A 21,397-nucleotide genomic window follows, 5' to 3' on the forward strand; every position below is an offset into this window, starting at 1 on the left:
CGGGCGCCAGCCCGAGGAGGAGTGGCGCAATGGACCCGAGGGAGGCACCCATGAGGATTCGACGACTGGGATGTGCGGTGATGGCTGCGACCGTCGTCCTGACCGGTGCCGGCTGCGCCAAGGCGATCACCGGCACCCCGGTGGCCACACCGGGCGAAGCGGGCAAGGGCATGGTCCCCGCGGATCTGCTCACCACGACGTGCCGGGAGTTCTTGACAATGGACACCGTCACGCGGCGCGAAGTGATCGTGGCGATCGGCAAGAGCGGAAATCAACTGGTCGCCTCGAATCCGCAACTGTGGGCTGGGGTGGCGAGCGCGCTGTGCGGATTCGTCGATCCCAGTGCACCGGTGAAAGACGTGGTCATGGGGCAGGGCATCCGGTAGCCATGACCGCCCAACCGATGTTCCCGCTGCAGGCGGCGCTGCTGCCCGGGGAATCGTTGCCGCTGAGGATCTTTGAGCCGCGATACTCGCAGCTGGTGCTCGACTGCCTGGAGATGACCGACCCGGCGTTCGGGGTGGTGCTGATCAGCCGCGGTCGCGAGGTCGGCGGCGGCGATGTCCGCAGCGATGTCGGGACACTGGCCCGCATCACCGAGTACGCCGACCTTGGCATGGGCCGCTACCAGCTGGCCACCGTTGTGGGCGAACGGATTCGGGTGCGCGAATGGCTCGACGACGACCCCTACCCGCGCGCCGTCATCGACCCCTGGCCCGACGAGCCTGGTCCGCCGGTGACGCATGAGCGGATCGGCGGGATCGTCGACCAGATTCTGGCATTGTTCGAGCGGATCGTCAGCGCACGGGGTGGGCAGCTGCCGCCCGATGCGCTCGCGGTCGCGCCGGAGGTCGCCGACGATCCGTCCCGGCACATCTACACGCTTGCCTCGCGGGTGCCGATGGGGCAGGCCGACCGCTACGCGGTATTGGCGGCGCCGACGCTGTCTGAGCGCGTCGACGTGCTGGCCGACGCGATCGAAACCGTCTCGGCTCTGGTCGAATTCCAGATTTCCGACGAGTAGCGCTCAGAGCTTCCTGGCATCCAGCAGGACGGTGTCCGGCACGGGATCCTCGAGGTCGTCGGGCACTGGCCGCTTATAGTGCTCCATCAGGTCGACCGCGGAGGTCGCGGTGACCTCCCAGCCGCGCTCGGTCAGCCACTTCTCGACATCGGTGCGGGCCTCCATGTACCACAGCCGAGTGACGTCGGGCACTTCCGGACCGCCGGCCTCGGCAGCGGCGCGGCGGGCCTGCGCCATCCGCTCTTGGCGGCGGGCCAGCTGTTCGGCCGAGTAGAAGACTTCACCGAACGCCTCGACGGATAGCCTGCTCCCAGCGGCGCTGAGCTCGTCGATCTGCTCGAACAACGCGTCCTGGGCCGCGGCGGGCAAGTACGGAAGCAGCCCTTCCGCCGACCATGCGGTCGGGGTGGGCGGATCGAAACCGGCCTGCCGCAATGCAGTTGGCCAGTCATGACGCAGATCGACAGCGACCGCGGCATACTCGGCGGCAGGCTTTGCGTGGTGTTCGGCGAGCACCCGTTCTTTGAACTCGAGCACCTTCGGTTGGTCGATCTCGTACACAGTCGTGTCGCTGATCCAGGGCAGCCGCCAGGCGCGGGTGTCGAGGCCGGCGGCCAGGATCACGGCCTGGTCCAGTCCGTTGGCGCCGGCGGTGGTGAAGAAGTCGTCGAAAAACTTGGTGCGCGAGGCGATGTAGGCCGCCAGGGCCTGTACTCGCACCGGGTTGTCGACCAGAATCGGTGAGCGCCAGCCCGCCTCGACGGCGGCCTCGATGAAGAAGTGCGCGTACGGGTCGAGGTAGAGCGGGCATTCGGCGTCGGTCTCCGCCGCTCGCGCGCGGGCCACGCTCAATGCGGTGGCGCCGACGCCCTCGGTGATGTCCCAGCTGTCGTCGTCGGTTCGGCTCACGGCTCCCGCTTCGCTCCCTCGGTGTTATCGTCACGCATCTCGTCGACCGTCAGCTCGTCACTGACCTTTTGCTCACGGTAGGCCAGTTGCCCGACGCGGTGCGCGATCACGGGCGCGGTTATCAGAGTGAACAACGCGGTCAGGACGAGCATGCCGACGTCGACGTTGCCGGACAGCCGGATCGTCGCGCCTCCGAGCACCAGCACCAGGCCCAGCACCTGCGGTTTGGTTGCTGCGTGCATGCGGGTCAGGGTGTCCGGGAAGCGCAGCACGCCGATGGCCGCGGTCAGCGCCAGCGCCGAACCGGCCAGCACCAGCACGCCGGCCAGCACATCCTGGACATTCATGTGTCGTCCCGCCCCGCGGCGTCGGGCACCCGGAATCGGGCCACGCTCACCGAGCCCACGAAGCTGATCAACGCCAGCGCCGCCAGGCTGTAGGTGACGGTGGTGTCCAGGCTGAACGCCGCCCAGGTGCCGATGCCGCACATCGTGACCGCCACCAGGGTGTCGACCGCCACCAGCCGGTCCAGCGTGCTGGGCCCCAGTAGCAACCGGATCATCGTCACCGCGGCCGCCGCGACGAGCATCACGCCCGAAAGCACCCACACGATCGTCATGCGCGATCCGCCTCCGCTCCTCGCTCGGACGTCATGTCGTCACCATCTTCTTCGGATTCGCCTGCCGCAGGCTGCCATTCGGAGTCTCGCTCGAACGCGGCGATCAGCAGCCGTTCCAGCTGCGCCAGCTGCCGGTAGAACTGCTCCACCGAGCGCCGGGATCCCACGTCGAGCACGTGGACGTACACCAGCCGGCGAGTCTGATCTATCTCCAGCACGATCGTCCCCGGCGTGAGGTTCATGATGTTGACGCCCAAGGCCAGAACAAGATCCGACTTCAGCGCCAGGTGACCGCGCAGCACCGCCGACAGCGGTGGCTTACCCGGCCGGATCGCCAGCCAGGCCACCTGTACCGAGGACTGCATCAGCCACCAGGTGACGTGCAGCGCCAACCGCAGCAGCGACAGCGGATGCAACCGGCCCTGCACCGGCACCGGCGGCAGCGGCAGTAGAACCACGATCAGCAGTGCCACAGCCAGCCCGGAGAGCACGTTGGCTACCGACACGGTGCCCCAGAGCAGCAGCCACACCAACGTCAGCCACACCAGCGTCCACACCCGGAGCGCCCACAACCTCATCGGTGGCTCCCCAGCACTGCGGTGATGTACTGGCTGCGGTCGAGCACCTCGTTGGCAGCCCGGTCGGTGTAGCCGAAGATGGGGCCGGCCGCCACCGTCAGCGACAGCCCGACCGCGATCAAAGCCATTGTCGGAACGAGCATTCCGACAGGCATCCGGCCGACGTCCCCGCGGTCGTCGAAGGCGACGTCGTCGGAGTAATCGTCGAGCAGCACCGACGGTGCGGAGTCGGCGAGCGCACCTTCGGGTGCGTCGACACGCGAGCGCCAGAACGCCTTCGTCCACACCCGGGATACCACGTAGAGCGTCAGCAGGCTGGTCACCACCGACCCGGCGACCAGGAGCCAGGCCAACACCGATCCGTTGGCGGTGCCCGCCTGTAGCAGCGCCACTTTACCGATGAAGCCCGAAAACGGCGGGATACCACCGAGATTGAGGGCAGGCACGATGAAGACGAAGGCCAGCAGCGGGCTGGCGGCGGCCAGCCCACCGAGGCGGCGCAGCGTCGAGGCGCCGGCCTGCCGTTCGATCAGGCCGACGACGAGGAACAGGGTGGTCTGCACGACGATGTGGTGCGCGACGTAGTAGATCGCACCGGACATGGCCACGCGGCTGGACAGCGCGATGCCGAACACCATGTACCCGATATGACTGACGAGGGTGAACGACAGCAGCCGCTTGATGTCGCTCTGTGCGATCGCACCGAGAATGCCGACGAGCATGGTCAGCAGCGCCGCGACAAGCAGCACGTCGTCCAGCCGGCCCGCGGGGAACAGCAGTGAGTGTGCCCGGATGATCGCGTACACACCGACTTTGGTGAGCAGACCGGCGAACACCGCGGTGACCGGGGCCGGTGCGGTCGGGTAGGAGTCCGGCAACCACGACGAGAGCGGGAACACCGCGGCCTTGATCCCGAATGCCACCAACAGCACCGCGAAGATCGCGCTGCGGGTGCCGGTGTTGACGTCCTGCAGGCGCAGCGACAACTCGGCCATGTTCAGCGTCCCGGTGGCCGCATAGATGAGCGCGAGGCCGATCAGGAAGATCAGCGACGACACCATCGACACCATCACGTAGGAGATGCCGGCTCGCACCCGCTCCTTGCTGGCGCCGATGGTCAACAGCACGAAGCTCGCCGACAGCAGCACCTCGAACCCGACGTACAGGTTGAACAGGTCGCCGGCCAGGAACGCCGTACACACTCCGGCCGACAGCACCAGGTAGGTGGGCAGGAAGATCGACACCGGCTGGTGGGTGTCGCCGTCCCTGATGCCCTGACCGATGGCGTAGAACACGACGGCCAGCAGCACGATCGCCGACACCACCAACATCAGCGCCGAAAGCCGGTCGGCCACAAGCGTGATGCCCAACGGCCCCAGCCCCGCCTCGGTCGGGCCCCAGCCGCCGACATGCAGTGCCTGGGTGCCGTCGCGGTCGGTCAGGTACAGCAGCACCGCGCACACGGCCAGCACACCCGTCAGTGCGGCAAGCGTGATCAGTCGTTGCAGCCGCGGCTTGCGGCCGGCGATCAACGTCAGCGCCGCTGCCACCAACGGGATCAGCACGGGCAGCGGCATCAACACCGCAGCGGTGCTCATCGCGACCCGTCGTGCCCGGGCAGGGCGTCTAGTTCGTCGGGCTCGTCGGTGTCCAGCGCCGGCACATGCTTGGGTGCGTCTTCGTCGATCGCAGCAGCTTCGGAGTCGGAGAGCTTCGACACCCGGGCGTCCTCCGGGTCGTTGCCGACCTCTTCCTTCGTGGTCAACCGGAACGAGCGGTAGGTCAACGCCAGCACGAACGCGGCGATCCCCATCGCGATTACGATCGCGGTCAGGATCATCCCCTGCGCCAGCGGGTCAGCCGTCGTCCTCTCCGAGCCGCTGGTACGTCCGCGGATGGGCGGATTCCCCGTCTCACCGCCGACGGTGAGGATCAACAGGTTGACTGCGTTGCCAACCAGGAGCAGGCCCAACAGCATTCGGGTCAGGTTACGCGAAAGCAGTAGGTACACACCGCAACTGGTGAGACCGCCGATGATGATCAGCGGAACGAGGTAGACGATCATAACGCCCTCGCCCTCAGGGCGGGCCGCGACGCGGCGGCCAGTTCCTCGTCGATGCGCGCGCCGAGGCTGCGCAGCACGTCAAGCACCAGGCCCAAGACGATCAGATACACGCCGAGGTCGAAGAACAGTGCGGTCACGAACTTCACCGTGCCCAGCAACGGCAGGTGCAGCGAGATCACCGCCGAGGACAACGCGGGAGCGCCCAGCAGCATCGAGCCGACGGCGGTGCCGCCCGACAACGCCAGTCCCGCACCGAGGATCTTCCCGGCGTCCAATGGCAACGTCTCGCCGAGTTCGTAGCGGCCGCCGGCCAGGTAGCGCAGCACCAGCGCCAGGCCGGCCGTCAGCCCCCCGGCGAACCCACCGCCGGGGGTGTTGTGCCCGGTGAAGAAGAAGTAGACCGACAGCACCATGATCAGCGGGAAGATCAGCCGGGTCGCGACCTCGAGCACCAGCGAGCGGTTGCGCGGGTGGCGCAGCTCGCTGCCGCGCAGCCAGGTGGTGTCCCCGACGGCGGGGCTGTACGCCATCGCGGGCAGCGCCCCGATATCGGGCTGACCGGCGTCCGCTACTCGCGGCGCGGCGCCGAAGCGGCGGTGACGGAACACCAGCGACGCGACACCGGTGGCGGCGACCACCAGCACGGAGATCTCACCGAGGGTGTCCCAGGCGCGGATGTCGACCAGCAGCACGTTGACGGTATTCGATCCGTGGCCGCGGTCATAGGCGGCGTCCGGCAACAGGTCAGCGATGGGGGTGCCGGTGCGGGCGGCCATCGCGAACGTGGCCAGCGCGGTGACGGTGGCGCCGACGGCGAGCGCGAGCCCGACTCGGGGGAGGCGGAAGCGCCTGGACTCCTCGGCCTCCGCGGGCAGGGTGCGCAGCACCAGCACGAAGATCACCAGAGTCAGGGTTTCCACCAGGAATTGGGTCAGGGCCAGGTCGGGGGCGCCGTGGAAGGCGAAGATCGCGCCGCAGCCGTACCCGGTGATGCCGACCAGCAGCACGGCAGCCAACCGGTTGCGCATCACGGTGGCGGCCACCGCGGCGGCGAGGATGAGCAGGCCCACCACCGGCTGGACCAGTGAATCCCACAATCGCAGCTGGGGATGGTCGCGCGGACCGAAGGCCAGCACGACGACGGGGAACAACACCAGCGTCGACAGGATCACCGACTGGGTCACGGGAATCGATCCGCGCTGAGTGACGGCCGTGAGCCGCACCGAGGCGACGTCGGCGCCGCGAATCACCGCGTCGTAGATCCGGTCGGCGTTCCCGAGCGGAAGCCAGGAACCCAGCTGGGCCAGGCGCAGGCGCTCGCGGCTGACGAACGCCCCGATTCCGATCGCCAGCACCAGCGCCGAGAGCAGCAGCGGCAGGCCGAATCCGTGCCACAGTTCCAGCGTGTAGTGGCCGTCGTCGGCGCCGGCCGCCGGCATCGTCGCGGCGTAGCTGTCCAGGGTGGTGTCCAGGCGGCTGGGCACCAGACCGAAGACCAGTCCGGCCGCGGCGAGGACGGCCGGCGCCGCCAGGAACGCGGCGGGCGGGCGGTGGAGGTTGGCCACCAGGATGGTGGGACCGTGAGATCCCTTGCGCGCGAACGCACCCCACAGGAATCGCAGGCTGTAGATGGTGGTGAAGACCGACCCGGTCACCACGCCGGCGAGCACGACAGGTGCCCAGGCGCCAAGCGATTGGCTGTGCGCGAGGGTTTCGAAGTCGGCCTCTTTGGCGACGAACCCGAGGAACGGCGGCAACGCGGCCATGCTGGCGGCCGCGGCCGCGGCGATGACGAACAACCCGGGCATCCGGTTACCAAGCCAGGCCAGCCGGCGGATGTCCCGGGTGCCGGTCGAGTGGTCGATGACACCGACGACCATGAACAGCGCCGCCTTGAACAATGCGTGGGCGCACAGCATGGCCAGGCCGGCCAGCATCAGATCCCGACCGCCGGCACCGACCATCACGGTGAGGAAGCCGAGCTGGCTGACCGTGCCGAAGGCGAGGATCAGCTTGAGGTCGTTTTCGCGGACTGCACGCCAGCCGGCGAGCAGCATGGTCAGCACACCGAGCGTGATGACGGTGGGGCGCCAGCCCGGTGAGTCGGCGAACCCGGGCGTCAGCCGCGCGATCAGGTAGACGCCGGCCTTGACCATCGCGGCTGCGTGCAGGTACGCACTGACCGGGGTGGGCGCGGCCATCGCGCCGGGCAGCCAGAAGTGGAACGGCACGATCGCCGACTTGGACAGCGCGCCGACGAGCACGAGGACGATACCGACCGCGACGGCGGTGCCGTGCGGGGCGTCGGCGATCAGTTCGGAGAGCAGGTAGGTGCCCGCGGAGTGGCCGAGGATCACGATGCCGGCCAGCATCGCCAGGCCGCCGGCGGTGGTAACCAGCAAGGCCTGCATGGCGGCCCGACGGCTGGTGGCGCGTTCCGCGTAGTGCCCGACGAGCAGGAACGACAACACCGTGGTCAGTTCCCAGAATGTGTAGAGCAGGAGCATGTTGTCGCTGACGACCAAGCCGAACATGGCTCCGGAGAATGCGACGAGTTCCGCGGCGAAGCTGGGCAGCCGGTTCTCTTCGTGGCCGTCGCGGTGGTGGAAGTATTCCGCGCAATAGAACAGCACCAACGCGCCGATCCCCAGAACAAGCACGCTCATGATCGCGGTGAGGGTGTCGAAGCGCAGTGTGATGTTCATCGACAGTTCCGGGACCCACGGGATGTCGACAGTCGGGGCGGGTCGTCCGCTTTCGGGCCAGTTGAGCCCGACCCAGACCAGCGACCCCGCGGGCACCAGAGCCAGCGGGTAGAAGGCCAGTCGCCCCCATCTCCACACGAGCGCCGGCGCCACGGCGGCGGCTATCGCATGCGCGATCAGGATGGCGAGCATGGCACTCCGATGTTGTGACGCGCCAGCGCGTCGGTGATCTACCGGTCGGTCGGGGTGTCAGCCAAAGGTTTTCGGCTATGTCCTCAGTGCAGTCTACGTGGTTGACGGTGCGGCAGAATTGTCGGTCGGAGGCTCGTGCGGCTCAGCGTTGTGGTGCCGGTGCTGAAAGTGCCTGTTCGGCAATGCGTTTCAGCATGTGGCGGACGACCGCCCGGTGTCCGCCCGATCCGATCACCAGCGCTCGGTAGATGCTTCCCTTCACCCCCGGGAAGGCCGCGCGCGTCTGCGCCGCCACGCGGGTTCCGCCGTCGGTCTCCGATAGCAGGAAGGTCAATTCGTAGACCGCGAACCAGTGCCGGCCCGTGCACGCGAAGCGTTCCGGTTGCTCGGCGGCGCCGAGGACGAACCCGAACGGGACCGTCTCGGGGTCGTCGGGGTTGCTACACATCGTTGACAACACTGCGTGCCATGTCGTCGTCCGATCCGCATGGACGGTTATGGCATGCTCGTCGATATAGGGTAAACGTTCCATATAGAAGGACTGTACTAGATCATGGCGCCGCCGCGGAAGCACGGAACCGACGCGATCCTGGATGCGGCGCGCGGATTGATCCTGGCCGAGGGGCCGCGGGCGGCCAGCGTCGCTGCCATTGCCAAAGCCAGCGGCGCGCCGGTCGGCACCCTGTATCACCGATTCGGCAATCGCGACGGGGTCGTGACGGCGGTATGGCTGCGAGCGCTGGAGCGCTTCCAGGTCCGTGCGATGGCGGCGTCCGGCTCGGAGCCGATGGAGGTCGCGGTTCAGATGGCAGTGGCGGCGCTGGACTTTGCGCAGGACTGCAATGAAGATGCGCGGCTGCTGTTGGCCATCCGGCCGGGTGATCTGCGCGACGCCGAGCCCGCCCCGGACTTCACGGCGACGTTGGCTGCGATGAATGCTCCGCTGACCCATCGGGTTGCCGAGCTGGCCCGCCAGTTGTACGGGCGTGGTGACGCCCGCAGCGTCGACGCTGTCACGAGGGCGGTGGTCGACCTGCCGTACGCGGTGGTCCGCAGGCACGCGCACGACGCCGGGATGCCGCCCTGGGTGCGGGCAGATGTCGCGGCGTCAGTTCGGGCCTTGCTGACCGCATTCCCCTTGAGCGCGCCTAGCGCTGCCGATACGTGACGCTTTGCACGGCATTGGCGGCCGGGTTCGCCGTGTAGAGGACATCGGTCGTGCCCGATGCACTTCCGGACATCCGGGCTCTGCTGGCGTCGGTGCTCCAGCGATGGCGATGCCACCGGCGTTCGACAGGTGGTCGGGATGCCGGAACGCGAAATTGCAGTTCGCCGGTCCACCCTTGGCGCGGCGTTTGCCCTTGAGGAAACCGGTTGCGCCGGAAGCGATCCGGGCCGGGCAGCTCGCGACGTTGGTGGTGATCTCCGGCACGAAGACGAGGTCGTGTTCGCATGCGTTGGTCAGCTCGAATTCCCACCCGTTGTAGTTCGGTCCCCACAGATCCGGCCAACTGAAGACGACGACCTGGGGCCGGTCGCCGGGGGTATCGGGGAAGTCGACGAACATGCGCTGGTCGCTGTCTTGTGCGGTCTCGCGGGTGATGGTGCCGTCGGCGGACGCCTGAATGAAGATCCGGGCGCTGGTCGATCCGCACCGGTACCCCAGATCGGCGTTGGCGGGCCCGTCGAACAGGAACGGCGGCGACGAACTCTTGGTGCCCTTGGCGTAACCGATTCGGCCCGCCTTGATCGGGCCGTCGGCGCTGTCGATGTTCGAGTTCCCGAAGTAGATCGGCACGAGGTCAACCGGGGTTTGGTTGTGGATCTCGAACTCCCAACCGTCATGGTTGCGGCCCCAGCCGAATTGGGCCAGCTGATTGCGCATCACGTTCATCGTCGCGTTCACGGTTTTCCTTCTGCCGATGCCTCACGTGCCAAGTGGCACCAAGGATCCCGCAGAAGCCCGCTGTTGCGCGTCGGCTGATCGGTGGGTGATGAGGAGGAAACTGTTGTCCCCCTATCGGAGTACTTGTGCGCTACCGGCAGAGGCTGCGTACCGGAAGTACATGCCCCAGCAACCCGATTGCCCCGCCGAGAATCGGCCACACGGGCCAGAAGTACGCCGTCTCGCCGGTGGTGAGGGCCACGGCCAGCCACACCGCGAGGACGATCGCCACCATCGCCAAGTAGCCGGCCAGGTGGATCCGCACCGACGCGCGGGCGGCTTTCTTCCGGGCGGCGACGCGGCGGGGGTCGGTGCGTCGCAGATAGTCGACCGGTAGGTCGGCCAGCACGCGGTGCAGCTCGTCGGCGCTCTGTGCAGCGAAGGCTGCCTGGATGCGGGTCTCGTACTCGGCGAGGTCGAAGTAACCCTGCGCCAGAGCCAGGGACAGCAGGTCAGCGGTATTTTCCCGGTCGTGATCTCCGACTCGGACAGCGGCGACGCTCATACCGTCCAACTCTGACATGTCATTAGTGGACTGTCAATGGGTGTTGTTGAATTGCGGCATGAGCGAGCAGAACAGAATCGTCAGCGCCAACAGGCGGATCGCCGCACCCGCGAAGGTCATCTTCGAGCTGATCGCCGACCCGGCCCGTCAGCCGGAATGGGACGGCAACGACAACCTCGCGCAGGCGGCCGCAGACCAGCGGGTGCACGCCGTGGGAGACGTGTTCACGACGACGCTCACCCTGGGTGCGGACCGGGAGAACCATGTCGTCGAGTTCGACGAGGGCCGGCTGATCGCGTGGCGGCCCGCCCCGCCGGGGGAGACCCCGCCGGGTCACCTGTGGCGCTGGCAGCTCGACGCGATCGACGACCGCACCACCGACGTCACACACACCTACGACTACACCGACCTGCGCGACCCCGAGCGGTTGCCGCGGGCGCAGGCCACCACGGCCGACAAGTTGCAGGCCTCGGTCGACCGGCTCGCCGCGCTCGCCGAACGGGACTAGCGTCCTGCGGCAAAATCCCGGAGCGACTCCACCTGCGCCGCGTCCAGCGATGGCCGCACCGTTTCGCGGGCCTTGGCCACATCGGCGGCGGTGACGTCCGCGGCGTCGATCGAGCGGCGCATCGCGGTCAGTGCGGCCTCGCGCAGCAACGCCACGCAGTCGGCTGCGCTGTACCCATCCAGGTCGCCGGCCAGCGCGTCGAGGTCGACTTCCGGTGACAGTGGCACGGATCTGCCTGCGGTGCGCAGGATTTCGCGACGCGCATCGGCGTCGGGAGGCTCGACGAACACCAGCTTCTCCAGCCGGCCGGGTCGCAGCAACGCCGGGTCGATCAGATCCGGCCGGTTGGTCGCACCGACCACCACCACATCGCGCAGCGGTTCGATGCCGTCGAGCTCGGTCAGCAGCGCGGCCACCACCCGGTCGGTCACACCGGAGTCGAAGCTCTGCCCGCGCCGCGGCGCCAGCGCGTCGATCTCGTCGAGGAACACCAGGGAGGGCGCGGAATCCCTTGCCCGGTCGAACAATTCGCGGACGGCCTTCTCTGACGAGCCGACCCACTTGTCCATCAGCTCGGCACCCTTCACCGCGTGCACGCTCAACCGACCCGAACTGGCCAGCGCACGCACCACGAAGGTCTTGCCGCAGCCGGGCGGCCCGTAGAGGAGTACTCCCCGGGGCGGGTCGACGCCGAGGCGGGCGAAGGTGTCCGGGTGCTGCAGCGGCCACAGCACGGCCTCGGTGAGTGCCTGCTTTACCTCGACCATGTCGCCGACGTCGTCGAGGGTGACCGACCCGACGGATACCTCCTCGGTGGCCGAGCGCGACAGCGGCCGGATGACGCTCAGCGCGCCCTTGAGATCCTCCTGGGTCAGCGCCGGCGGCTTACCGTCCTCGCTGGCGCGGGCAGCCGCCCGCAGGGCCGCCTCGCGGACCAGGGCGGCCAGGTCGGCGCGGACGAATCCCGGTGTGCGATCAGCTATTTCGTCGAGCATCAGATCGTCGGCGGGTACCTCACGCAGCAGCACCTCCAGGAGTGCTTTGCGGGTGGCGCCGTCGGGCAGGCTCAAGCCCAGTTCGCGGTCGCAGAGGTCCGGTCCGCGCAGGCGCGGATCGACCGCGTCGGGCTGCTGGGAGGTTGCCACCAGAACCACGCCGGGTGCGGCCACGGCCTTGCGCAGCTCGGTGAGGATCATCGCCGCGACGGGTTCGGCCGGGGTGGGCAACAGCGCGTCGATGTCGGTGACCAGCAGGACTCCACCGCCATTGGTGACAGTGGCGACCGCATCGGCGACGGCGCGGTGTCGATCCTGCGCAGCGAGCGCGCCCGTGTCGGGACCGTCGAGCTCGACCAGCCGGCGCCCAGCGCACACCGCACGCACCAGAGTGGCCTTGCCGACCCCGGCCGGACCGGTGACCAGCACACCCAGATTCGGTTTGGCGCCAAGCTTTTCCAATAGCTCCGGCTGATCGAGTGCCAGCTTGAGCCACTCGGTGAGCCGGCCCGCCTGCACGTGCTGACCCTTGAGGTCGTCGATCGACACGGGTGGGGCCTGCGGCCACACCATGGGCTGGCTGACCGCTGCGGTGTGTCCGGGGCCGCCGGGCGCCGGGGTCACGCCGTCGCCCCAGGTGACCGACGAATTGGGTTGCACGCTCACCGGTCCCGCCGGATCGGTTCCGGTGACCGTCAGCAGCTCCGAGGTCCAGGTGATGCCGACCGAGGACGCCAGCGCCGAGCTGGCCTCGGTGGTGGAGGTGCCGGGGCCCAGGTCGCGCGGCAGCAGCGACACGGTGTCACCAACGGTCATCACCTTGCCCAGCAGCGCCTGGCGCAGCGCCGCCGACGACACCGAGCGGGTGGCCAGGGTGGACCCGCGCAACGTGACCGAGCGTGCGCCGTACACGGTCACCGGCGCCACCAGCACCGCGGTATCCTCGCGCAGACCGGCGTTGGACAGCGTGACGTCGTCCAACAGCGCGGTGCCTGCCGGGGTGCCCGCCGGGGCGATCCCGGCGACAGCGGAGGTGGTTCGGGAGCCGGTGAGCGACACCGCATCCCACTCGCGGATGCCAAGCGCGGCGATGGCCTCCGGATGCAACCGCACCACGCCGCGCCTGGAGTCCAGCGCCGAGGTGTTCAACCGTGCCGTCAGCGCCAAATTCGAGGGCACGCGCTAACCGCCCGGCTTGCGCAGGCCCAGCCTGGCCACCGACCGCCGCCGCGTGGGTTGCCTCGACCGGCGGATCGCCCTGCGCGCGGCGCGCTGCTGGCGGGGCTGGTCGTTCCATGCCTCGGGATGGGCGGCGACCCAGCGCTGGCTCCGCACCGCGAACGGGATGTGCACCACGTAGGCGGCGATGATCAGCAGGATGACCAGATAGGGGAACACGAACGCGGCGGCGACTCCGATCGCCAGCAAGGCCAACAGCGGAGCCACCATGTTGGGCCGCACTGTGAAGGTGTGCACCTTGCGCATCGGGATTCGGCTGACCACCAGCAGCGAGACGCCCACCATCCAGATAGAGACCGCCCAGTACGACGTCCACCAGCCGTCGCCCCACTGCATCTTGGCGGCCAGCGGGCCGATCGCACCGATCGCGCCGGCGGGCGCGGGCATCCCGACGAAGTACTCCTTGGTGTACGCGGGCAGATCGGCGTCGAGCAAGGCGTTGTAGCGGGCGAGCCGCAGCACGATGCACACCGCGTAGAGCAGCACCACCACCCAGCCGATGCGGGTGTCGGCCAGCAACAGGGCGTAGACGATAAATGCCGGTGCCACACCGAAATTCACCGCATCGGCCAGCGAGTCGATCTCCTCGCCCATCCGGGAGGTGGCTTTGAGCACCCGTGCGATACGTCCGTCGAGAGCGTCCAGGATGGCTGCGGCCGCCAGGAAAGCCATGGATTCGGTGGGCCGGCCGTCCAGGGCGTACTTCACCGACGTCAACCCGAGGCAGATCGCCAGCACTGTCACGGCGCTGGGCAGGAGTCGGGTGCTGATGAGCGGGCGCGGGCGGGGTTTGATCACGGCAACTGCGCCAACACCGTCTCGCCGGCGAGCGCACGCTGACCGGGTTCGACCAGGATCTGCGAGCCGGCGGGCAGGTAGGTGTCCAACCGGGACCCGAACCGGATGAGCCCGTAGGTGTCGCCGATCGCGACCTTGTCACCGGCGTGCAGATCGCAGATTATTCGACGCGCGACCAGGCCGGCGATCTGTACGACCACCACTTCCCGTCCTTCCGGCGTGCGGATCAGCACGCTGTTGCGTTCATTGTCCTCACTGGCCGCCGCAAGGTCAGCGGAATGAAAGCGGCCGGGCCGGTACTCCACGGCGATCACCTCACCGCCGACCGGGAGGCGCTGCACATGGGCGTCGAGCAGCGACAAGAAGATGCTCACGCGGAGACGCAAACCGGCGGGCAGGCCGAGCTCGGCCGGGGGCTCGGCCTCTTCGATCAGACAGATCAGCCCGTCAGCCGGGGCTACCACCACGCCGGGGCGGTGCGGTGGGTTACGGGGCGGATGCCGGAAGAAGCCGGCGTTGGCGGCGGCTGCCAACAGGCCCGCGCGGCGCAGCCATCGGTTCTTGCGGCCGACGGCCGCCACGGCCAGGCCCGCCGAGATGAACGGCAGGCCGGCGGGGTGAACAGGGGGAACGGAGGAACGCACCAGCGCGACCAGCCGCTGGGGGCCGGACTTCATATTGTCTTCCGCGGTGCGGGGGCGTCTGGCCATCGGCGACGATTCTACGTGCGCGCTGTGAACGCTCGGGCGAGGACCTAGGAGAGATCCCAGAGCTGGACTTGGTCGCCGGCGGACATCTCGGTGACGTCCTCGGCGATCTCCAGCAGGCAGTTCGCCGAGGCCAGCCAGCGCAGGTGATGCGAAGCCGGCGGCCCGTAGGTGGTGACGGTGCCTGCCACGGGGTCGTACACGCCGCGGCGGAACTGGCGCTTGCCTTTGGGTGACGTCAGATCGTCGGCCAGCACGGCGGTCCGGCGGGACCGCTGCGGGTTGGGCAGGCCCATCGCCGCACGCAGGGCCGGCCGGACGAACACCTCGAAGGACACCAGCGCGCTGACCGGGTTGCCCGGCAGCGTGATGATCGAGGTACCTGCGCTGCCCGATGTCGCCGGCCCGGCGGCTCCGACGCGTCCAGCGCCCTGCGGCATCCCCGGCTGCATGGCGACCTTGACGAACTCCACCGCTCCCGCGCCGAACGCGTCCTTGACCACCTCGTACGCGCCGGCGCTGACGCCGCCGGTGGTGATGATCAGATCGGCTTGGCCGTAGTAGCCCTCCAGCACCGTGCTGAATTGGGCAACGTCATCACTCGATGTCGGGGTGGCCACCACCTCGCCGCCGGCCTCGCGAACCGCGGCGGCCAGCATGATGGCGTTGGATTCGTAGATCTGGCCGGGCTGCAGTTCGGTGCCCGCGGACACCAACTCCGAACCGGTTGACATCACCAGAACACGCAGCCGTGGCTGCACCGTCAGCGAACCGAGACCCAACGCGGCGGCCAGCCCCAGCGCGGCCGGGGTCACGACTTGCCCAGCCCGCAGCACCGTCGTCCCCGCCGTCACATCCTCGCCCGCGCGCCGCACATGCTGGCCGGGTTTGGGCGCCGATCGGATCTCGACGGTGTCGATCCCACCATCGGTGGCCTCCACCGGCACGACCGCCGTCGCACCCGCGGGCAGCGGCGCTCCGGTCATGATCCGGTGCGCGGTTCCCGGCGCCAACGTGAGTGGGTCGACGCGTCCGGCCGGAATATCCTCGGCGACAGGCAGTTTCACCGGCTTGGCCTCGGAAGCCGCGGCGACATCGTCGGCCAGCACGGCATAGCCGTCCATGGCGGAATTGTCGAACACCGGCAGTGACAGCGGCGCCGCCACGTCAGTGGCCAGGGCCAATCCCTCGGCCTCGGCCAACCCGACCGTCGCCGCCGCCCGCGCGGTGATCAGGTCGGCAACGACCCGCTGATGTTCTTCGACGGTGCGCATCAGATGCCGAACGTGACGCCGGTGAGCTCTTCGGACACCGTCCACAGGCGCTGCTGGATGTCCCGGTCGTGTGACTGCGTGCTGGAGCTCACCAGCTTCGGGTGGCCGCGCAACTCGCGGAACCCGTCGGGCCCGTAGTACTGACCGCCGGTGACGGTCGGGTCGGTGGCGGCCCGCAGCGTGGCCAGCGCGCCCAATTCCGGGCTGTTCAGCAGCAGGCTGCTGATCAGCTTGACGCCGGGCAGCGAGGAGCCGGGCACATGGCGGATCAGCTCGGTGTCCGAGACGCCCGGGTGTGCGGCAACCGCGATGGTCTTGGCCTGGGCGGCGGCGAGCCGGCGTTGGAGTTCGTACGCGAACATCAGATTGGCCAGCTTCGACTGCCCGTAGGAGGCGACGCGCTCGTAGCGGCGACGTTCCCACTGCAGATCATCGAATGCGATCTTGGCGCGAATGTTGTGCGCGACGCTGGCCACCACGACCACCCGCGACCCGTCGACCGGCAGTAGGTGGTTCAGTAACAGCCCGGTGAGTGCGAAGTGACCCAGATGGTTTGTGCCGAATTGCAATTCGAAGCCATCGGCGGTGGTCTGCTTGGGCGGGTACATCACCCCGGCGTTGTTGATCAGCAGATCGATCCGGGGATAGGCGCTGCCGAGCTCGGCGGCGGCTTCGCGCACCGATGCCAGCGACCCGAGATCAAGCTTGTGCACCGTCACCTCGGCCGACGGTGCGAGGCGCCTGATCTGGCCGGCTGCCGCCTCGCCCTTCGCGGTGTCACGAACGGCCATCACCACCCGGGCGCCGCGCTGCGCCAGCACTCGCGCGGTGTCAAAGCCCAGCCCCGTGTTGGAGCCGGTGACGATCGCGATGCGTCCGCTCTGATCGGGGACGTCGGCCTCGGTCCACTTTCCTGCGCTCATGGCATGACGATAGACGGGCTCAAGTTGCAGACAATCGGTGGCGGTTTACTGTCGCCCTATGGCTATCGGTGGGGTGTTGTTCGACATCGATGGCGTATTGGTGACCTCGTGGAAGCCGATCCCCGGCGCGGCCCAGGCGGTAGCGGTGCTGGCCGATCGCCAGATTGCGCGGTCCTACCTGACCAACACCACCACCCGTACCCGCCAGCAGATCGCATCGGCATTGTGCGATGCCGGAATAGACGTGCGGCCCGACGAGGTGATCACCGCAGCCGCGCTGACCGCCGACTATGTGCGGGCCAACTACCCCGACGCCCGCTGCCTCCTGGTCAACAACGGCGACATCACCGATGACATGCCGGGCATCGACATCGTCGACTCGAGCGACTACGACGGTGCCGATCTCGGGGTCCCCGATGTCATCCTGCTGGGCGGGGCGGGCCCGGAGTACAGCCATCGCACGCTGAGCCGGGTGTACGAGTGGATGGCCCAGGGAGTGCCGGTGGTGGCGATGCACCGCAGTACCGCGTGGACCACCACCGAGGGCCTGCGCATCGACACCGGCATGTACCTGATCGGCATGGAAGAAACGTCCGGACGCAAGGCCACCGCGGTCGGCAAGCCGGCCCCGGCGGGGTTCCTGGCGTCGGCAGCGCGGCTCGGTGTCGATCCTGACGAGATGTACATGGTCGGCGACGACCTCAACAACGACGTGCTGGCCGCCCAGGTGGTGGGGATGACCGGCGTACTGGTGCGCACCGGCAAGTTCCGTCAGGACACCCTGGATCGTTGGGCAGCAGACGAATTCGCGATGCAGCCCAACCACGTCATCGACTCCGTAGCAGACCTGCCAGAGTTGCTCGGGCTCGGCGGCGAGCGCGGCGACTAGCGGAGTTCGGTGGCGATGAGTTTTCCCGGTCGCACAGGTCTACCTGGATATGACCGAAATTCTGATTGTGACCACCATCATTGACGCACCCCCTCACGCCGTGTTCGGCGTGCTGGCCGACCCGAAAACTCATGGGGACATCGACGGCACCGGCTGGGTGCGGGAACCGCTCGACGACGGGCGCGAGCTGACCGAGGTCGGGCAGATCTTCCGCATCGCGATGTACCACGACAACCATCCCGACAAGCACTACGAGATGGCCAACCAGGTCACCGCGCTCGAACCTGACCGCGCCATCGGCTGGGCTCCGGGGGGACTGCAAGAGGACGGCCGCATCGAGCTCGGCGGCTGGACGTGGCGCTACGACCTCGAGCCCGTCGGCGAGCAGCAGACCAACGTCACGTTGACCTACGACTGGTCAGGTGCCACCGCCGAGATCCGGAAGAACATCATGTTCCCGCCGTTCCCGGTCTCGCACCTGGACAATTCGCTGGCCAATCTGGCAAAACTGTCCGTCGTCAGGGCGTGAGGCCGCGGGCCGCGTGATGCGGCTGTTCGACTGACGCACTACGTCTGACGGACCCGCCGCGCGGGTGCGTGTTAATTTGCTGCGTCTACCCGCCGCGGCACCCTTCCGTGTGGTAAGCATTCAGCCAATGGTGGTGCCGAAATGGGACCATGGGCTTTACCTGTCGGGGGAACGGTCATGCCATATATGAATTCAATTCGCGCGAAAATTGGAACCGGTAGCAGAGCCACACCCCTAACGTCGGCACCCGATCTCATCGCTTGAGATTTCGGAGAACGGACACGAGGGGCGCGCGGTGCCAATCCTTCTAACCGGGCAAGCGCCCGGGGAGCAGATGCGAGCGCAGGCGGGCGGCAAAGCCCACAACCTGTGCGAGCTGACTGCTGCCGGTTTTCCGGTGCCACGGTGGGCAGTCCTCGGAACTGACGCCTTCGACGCAGCTCTGGCGGCCGCCGGATTGAGCATCAGCGAAGCGCCGCTCACGTTGGCCGAGCGACTTCGGGAAGCCGCGATCGCCGAGTCCGCCCTTCGCGAATTGACCATGCCTGGCGAGATTCGCGAGGCGATTGTCGCGGCACTGGAATATGTGGGCGCCGAAACCGTGGCCGTGCGTTCATCGGGGCGGCAAGAAGACGGGGTCCGCGATTCCTTCGCAGGACTGTTCGACACGTTCCTGAATGTCGCCGGACTCGATGCCACTGAGGATGCCGTCCGGCGTTGCTGGGCCTCGGCGTTCTCGCAACGTGCGACGCAGTACCGCCATGTGCGCGGGCTCGACTTCCGCGATGTTGCCCTCGCCGTTGTCGTGCAGCGCTCGTTGAAGCCGCACAGCAGCGGGGTCATGTTCACCGCGGACCCGCTCACGGGTTCAACTGAGCGAGTGGTGATCAATGGCGTCTTGGGCCTGGGCGAAGGATTGGTTTCCGGCGCTGTGGACTCGGACTCCGTGAGCATCGACAAAGGCACCGGTCTGGTCGTAGAGGAGCTGGTCTGCGCCAAGACCGAGATGATGGTCGGCACCGCCGGTGGCGGAGTAGCCACCGTTGATGTCCCGGCCGATTGCCAACGTCAAGCCAGCATCAACCCCGCGTTACGCGACGTGTTGTTCGACTTGGGAATTCGACTGGAGCAGCATTTCGGCTGCCCCCAGGACGTCGAATGGGCCGCCGACGAGACCGGCACGTGGATCCTGCAGTCCCGTCCAGTGACCACTCTCGAGCTCCAAACAGGCTGTGAACCGGAGCATTCCGGTGAGGTATGCAACGACGCTCGCATCTGGGACAACTCGAACATCATCGAGAGCTTCGCCGGAGTCACGTCGCCGCTGACCTTCACCACGGCGCGCAAACTCTACGGCGACGTCTACCGGTCGTATGCGCGCAGCCTCAGAGTCCCGCCCGCGCAACTCGAACAAATGGAGTCCTGGCTGCCGGTGATGCTCGGCCAGTTCAACGGGCATGTCTACTACAACCTGCTGCACTGGTACCGGATGGTGGGCATCGCACCGGGGTATCCGCTGAATCGGCGCGTCCTGGAAGTCGCGCTCGGCGTCAGCGAGCCACTCGACCGCCAGACAGCAAAACTGTTGCACCCGTTCACCTTCTCGAACCCCATCGAGAAGGCGATCTCGCGGGCCCGCACCACCATCACCTACTTCCGCAGCATCCGGACCGTCGATGCCATGATCGAGGACTTCGACGAAACGTTCGTCGACTTCATCGAGCGCCACGGACTGATGGACGTCTCGGCCATGGACGGGCAGTCGGCATATCGGATGTTCCGCCAGATCTACGATGAAGTCGCCGATCTCTGGGGCCCGATGATGGTGCTCGACGCCATGCTCCTGACAATGGTCGGATCGCTGGCCGTCCTCACCAAGGTGTTTCTGCGCGGCGCACCGGAGTGGGTTCAGTTCGCCGTGGTCAATCCCGAACCCGACGTCATATCCGTCGAGCCGGCCAGGGAACTGACCGACATCGCCGCATTCGTCCGAGAGCATCCCGACCTCGACTCCTTTATCGCGGCGGTCGAGCCCACCGTCGCCTACGCCGAACTCGCCCGGCGGGCCGCGGAGGCCGGGCCGCCGGAATGGCAAGAGCTGCATCGCAAGATCGAGGACTACATCGACAGGTTCGGGTATCGGTGCCTCGACGAACTCAAGCTGGAGACGCCCGATTTGCGGCAAGATCCCGCCGGAATCTTCCATCTGTTGCGAATGGACGCTGCCGGCCAGCGTGAGCACACCGGTGACTCCGCTCAGGACTACCTCGATACGCACCTGCGCGGGCCGCGCCGGAAAATGTTCGACGCGTTGCGACGAAAGATCCAACGAGCGGCGACATACCGCGAACACCTTCGCTTCTGCCGCACCCAGGGCTTCGGGATCCTGAAATCTCTTGTGGGCGTGATGGCCCGGGAGCTCGAGCAACGGGGAACGATTCACAGTCGCTCCGACGTCTTCCTGCTGCGCATCGACGAGCTGTTCGGCCTGCACGAAAGCGAGATGACAGCGGCCGCCGCGCAAGCTGCAATCCGCCGCCGGAAGATTTTGCAGGAGAGCTACTCTCGATACGCGGCGCCCGCCCGCTTCACCACGACAGGGTCGGAATACACGGAACGGGAGTTGGCCGAGGCCGGCTGGCGGCTATCCGAGGACGCGACGTATGCGCCCGCCGGAACAGTGCTTACCGGGACGCCGTCCAGCCCGGGAGTGGTGACCGGTCGCGCGGTGGTGGTGGAGAAGCCGCAAGACTTCTCCAGCGGCATCCTGGTGGCGTACCGGACCGATCCGGGTTGGGCGGCCGCACTGCCGTTCGCGTCCGCTCTCCTCATCGAACGTGCATCCCCGCTCACCCACGTCGCGATCATCGCTCGCGAATTGGGAGTGCCGACCGTGGTACAGATCGACGGGCTGACCAACGCGATTCGCACCGGTATGACGGTGAGCGTCGACGGCGCCAGTGGCCGGGTCGTCCTGCTGGAAGAGCCTTGAT

The 21,397-nt window shown here is 67.7% G+C and carries 22 protein-coding genes; 7 read left to right on the forward strand and 15 right to left on the reverse strand.

What is annotated here, in order from left to right; genetic code table 11:
- Nucleotides 1–50 precede the first annotated feature (50 nt).
- Together AB431_RS29380 and AB431_RS03355 are read left to right on the forward strand one after the other, a co-directional pair.
- Entirely contained in the window at nt 51–386 is a 336-nt protein-coding gene (locus AB431_RS29380; RefSeq protein WP_144418182.1) for a hypothetical protein, read from the forward strand.
- A gap of 2 nt (nt 387–388) precedes the next feature.
- Nucleotides 389–1,024 (forward strand): LON peptidase substrate-binding domain-containing protein, encoded by a 636-nt coding sequence (locus tag AB431_RS03355; protein ID WP_047328747.1) that lies wholly within the window; start codon nt 389–391, stop codon nt 1,022–1,024.
- A 3-nt stretch (nt 1,025–1,027) separates the two neighbouring features.
- Here AB431_RS03355 and AB431_RS03360 read toward each other — a convergent pair whose 3' ends face one another.
- The 8 genes from AB431_RS03360 to AB431_RS03395 form a co-directional block, all read right to left on the reverse strand.
- The gene (locus AB431_RS03360; protein WP_047328748.1) at nt 1,028–1,933 is read right to left on the reverse strand and encodes an SAM-dependent methyltransferase; all 906 of its coding nucleotides are present in this window, start codon (nt 1,931–1,933) and stop codon (nt 1,028–1,030) included.
- Nucleotides 1,930–2,280, reverse strand: a complete 351-nt coding sequence (gene mnhG, locus AB431_RS03365; RefSeq protein WP_047328749.1) for a monovalent cation/H(+) antiporter subunit G — start codon at nt 2,278–2,280, stop codon at nt 1,930–1,932. The genes AB431_RS03360 and mnhG overlap by 4 nt, the downstream gene beginning before the upstream one ends.
- Nucleotides 2,277–2,552 (reverse strand): monovalent cation/H+ antiporter complex subunit F, encoded by a 276-nt coding sequence (locus tag AB431_RS03370; protein ID WP_047328750.1) that lies wholly within the window; start codon nt 2,550–2,552, stop codon nt 2,277–2,279. Before AB431_RS03370 ends, mnhG begins: the two co-directional genes overlap by 4 nt.
- Nucleotides 2,549–3,130, reverse strand: a complete 582-nt coding sequence (locus AB431_RS03375) for a Na+/H+ antiporter subunit E (RefSeq protein ID WP_047328751.1) — start codon at nt 3,128–3,130, stop codon at nt 2,549–2,551. The genes AB431_RS03370 and AB431_RS03375 overlap by 4 nt, the downstream gene beginning before the upstream one ends.
- The gene (locus AB431_RS03380) at nt 3,127–4,728 is read right to left on the reverse strand and encodes a Na+/H+ antiporter subunit D (RefSeq protein ID WP_047328752.1); all 1,602 of its coding nucleotides are present in this window, start codon (nt 4,726–4,728) and stop codon (nt 3,127–3,129) included. Before AB431_RS03380 ends, AB431_RS03375 begins: the two co-directional genes overlap by 4 nt.
- The gene (locus tag AB431_RS03385) at nt 4,725–5,195 is read right to left on the reverse strand and encodes a Na(+)/H(+) antiporter subunit C (RefSeq protein WP_047328753.1); all 471 of its coding nucleotides are present in this window, start codon (nt 5,193–5,195) and stop codon (nt 4,725–4,727) included. The genes AB431_RS03380 and AB431_RS03385 overlap by 4 nt, the downstream gene beginning before the upstream one ends.
- The gene (locus AB431_RS03390) at nt 5,192–8,092 is read right to left on the reverse strand and encodes a Na+/H+ antiporter subunit A (RefSeq protein ID WP_047328754.1); all 2,901 of its coding nucleotides are present in this window, start codon (nt 8,090–8,092) and stop codon (nt 5,192–5,194) included. The genes AB431_RS03385 and AB431_RS03390 overlap by 4 nt, the downstream gene beginning before the upstream one ends.
- Before the next feature lie 142 nt (nt 8,093–8,234).
- Nucleotides 8,235–8,624: a hypothetical protein gene (locus AB431_RS03395; protein WP_047328755.1), complete on the reverse strand. Its 390-nt coding sequence runs from the start codon at nt 8,622–8,624 to the stop codon at nt 8,235–8,237.
- A 21-nt stretch (nt 8,625–8,645) separates the two neighbouring features.
- Between AB431_RS03395 and AB431_RS03400 the strand changes: the two genes are divergently transcribed.
- A complete protein-coding gene (locus AB431_RS03400; protein ID WP_047328756.1) occupies nt 8,646–9,260 on the forward strand; it encodes a TetR/AcrR family transcriptional regulator in 615 nt (204 codons plus the stop codon).
- On the opposite strand, the gene AB431_RS03405 is transcribed toward AB431_RS03400, so the two are convergent.
- Nucleotides 9,201–9,998: a hypothetical protein gene (locus AB431_RS03405; RefSeq protein WP_047328757.1), complete on the reverse strand. Its 798-nt coding sequence runs from the start codon at nt 9,996–9,998 to the stop codon at nt 9,201–9,203. The genes AB431_RS03400 and AB431_RS03405 overlap by 60 nt on opposite strands.
- Before the next feature lie 130 nt (nt 9,999–10,128).
- Nucleotides 10,129–10,560: a DUF1707 domain-containing protein gene (locus AB431_RS03410; RefSeq protein ID WP_369802978.1), complete on the reverse strand. Its 432-nt coding sequence runs from the start codon at nt 10,558–10,560 to the stop codon at nt 10,129–10,131.
- A gap of 40 nt (nt 10,561–10,600) precedes the next feature.
- Here AB431_RS03410 and AB431_RS03415 point away from each other — a divergent pair, with 40 nt between their 5' ends.
- Nucleotides 10,601–11,050: an SRPBCC family protein gene (locus AB431_RS03415; protein WP_047328759.1), complete on the forward strand. Its 450-nt coding sequence runs from the start codon at nt 10,601–10,603 to the stop codon at nt 11,048–11,050.
- Here the strand turns inward: AB431_RS03415 and AB431_RS03420 are convergent.
- From AB431_RS03420 to AB431_RS03440, 5 genes are read right to left on the reverse strand one after another with little or no spacing between them, the layout of a single operon-like run.
- The gene (locus AB431_RS03420) at nt 11,047–13,224 is read right to left on the reverse strand and encodes an AAA family ATPase (RefSeq protein WP_047328760.1); all 2,178 of its coding nucleotides are present in this window, start codon (nt 13,222–13,224) and stop codon (nt 11,047–11,049) included. The genes AB431_RS03415 and AB431_RS03420 overlap by 4 nt on opposite strands.
- 3 nt (nt 13,225–13,227) lie before the next feature.
- Nucleotides 13,228–14,082 carry a CDP-diacylglycerol--serine O-phosphatidyltransferase gene (gene pssA / locus AB431_RS03425; protein ID WP_047328761.1) on the reverse strand — a complete coding sequence of 285 codons (855 nt, stop codon included), beginning with the start codon at nt 14,080–14,082 and terminating at the stop codon, nt 13,228–13,230.
- Nucleotides 14,079–14,792, reverse strand: a complete 714-nt coding sequence (locus AB431_RS03430; protein ID WP_047328762.1) for a phosphatidylserine decarboxylase — start codon at nt 14,790–14,792, stop codon at nt 14,079–14,081. The genes pssA and AB431_RS03430 overlap by 4 nt, the downstream gene beginning before the upstream one ends.
- A gap of 44 nt (nt 14,793–14,836) precedes the next feature.
- The gene (gene glp, locus AB431_RS03435; protein WP_047328763.1) at nt 14,837–16,063 is read right to left on the reverse strand and encodes a gephyrin-like molybdotransferase Glp; all 1,227 of its coding nucleotides are present in this window, start codon (nt 16,061–16,063) and stop codon (nt 14,837–14,839) included.
- Nucleotides 16,063–16,986 carry an SDR family NAD(P)-dependent oxidoreductase gene (locus tag AB431_RS03440; protein ID WP_047328764.1) on the reverse strand — a complete coding sequence of 308 codons (924 nt, stop codon included), beginning with the start codon at nt 16,984–16,986 and terminating at the stop codon, nt 16,063–16,065. The genes glp and AB431_RS03440 overlap by 1 nt, the downstream gene beginning before the upstream one ends.
- A gap of 58 nt (nt 16,987–17,044) precedes the next feature.
- Here AB431_RS03440 and AB431_RS03445 point away from each other — a divergent pair, with 58 nt between their 5' ends.
- The 3 genes from AB431_RS03445 to AB431_RS03455 all read left to right on the forward strand — a co-directional run bounded on the left by AB431_RS03445 (nt 17,045) and on the right by AB431_RS03455 (nt 21,396).
- The gene (locus AB431_RS03445) at nt 17,045–17,875 is read left to right on the forward strand and encodes an HAD-IIA family hydrolase (protein ID WP_047328765.1); all 831 of its coding nucleotides are present in this window, start codon (nt 17,045–17,047) and stop codon (nt 17,873–17,875) included.
- A 49-nt stretch (nt 17,876–17,924) separates the two neighbouring features.
- A complete protein-coding gene (locus AB431_RS03450) occupies nt 17,925–18,404 on the forward strand; it encodes a polyketide cyclase (RefSeq protein WP_047328766.1) in 480 nt (159 codons plus the stop codon).
- A 295-nt stretch (nt 18,405–18,699) separates the two neighbouring features.
- On the forward strand, nt 18,700–21,396 hold the full coding sequence (locus AB431_RS03455; protein ID WP_235435813.1) for a phosphoenolpyruvate synthase: 2,697 nt from the start codon (nt 18,700–18,702) through the stop codon (nt 21,394–21,396).
- Nucleotide 21,397 lies beyond the last annotated feature (1 nt).

The organism is Mycobacterium sp. EPa45 (assembly GCF_001021385.1).
Lineage (GTDB): Bacteria > Actinomycetota > Actinomycetes > Mycobacteriales > Mycobacteriaceae > Mycobacterium.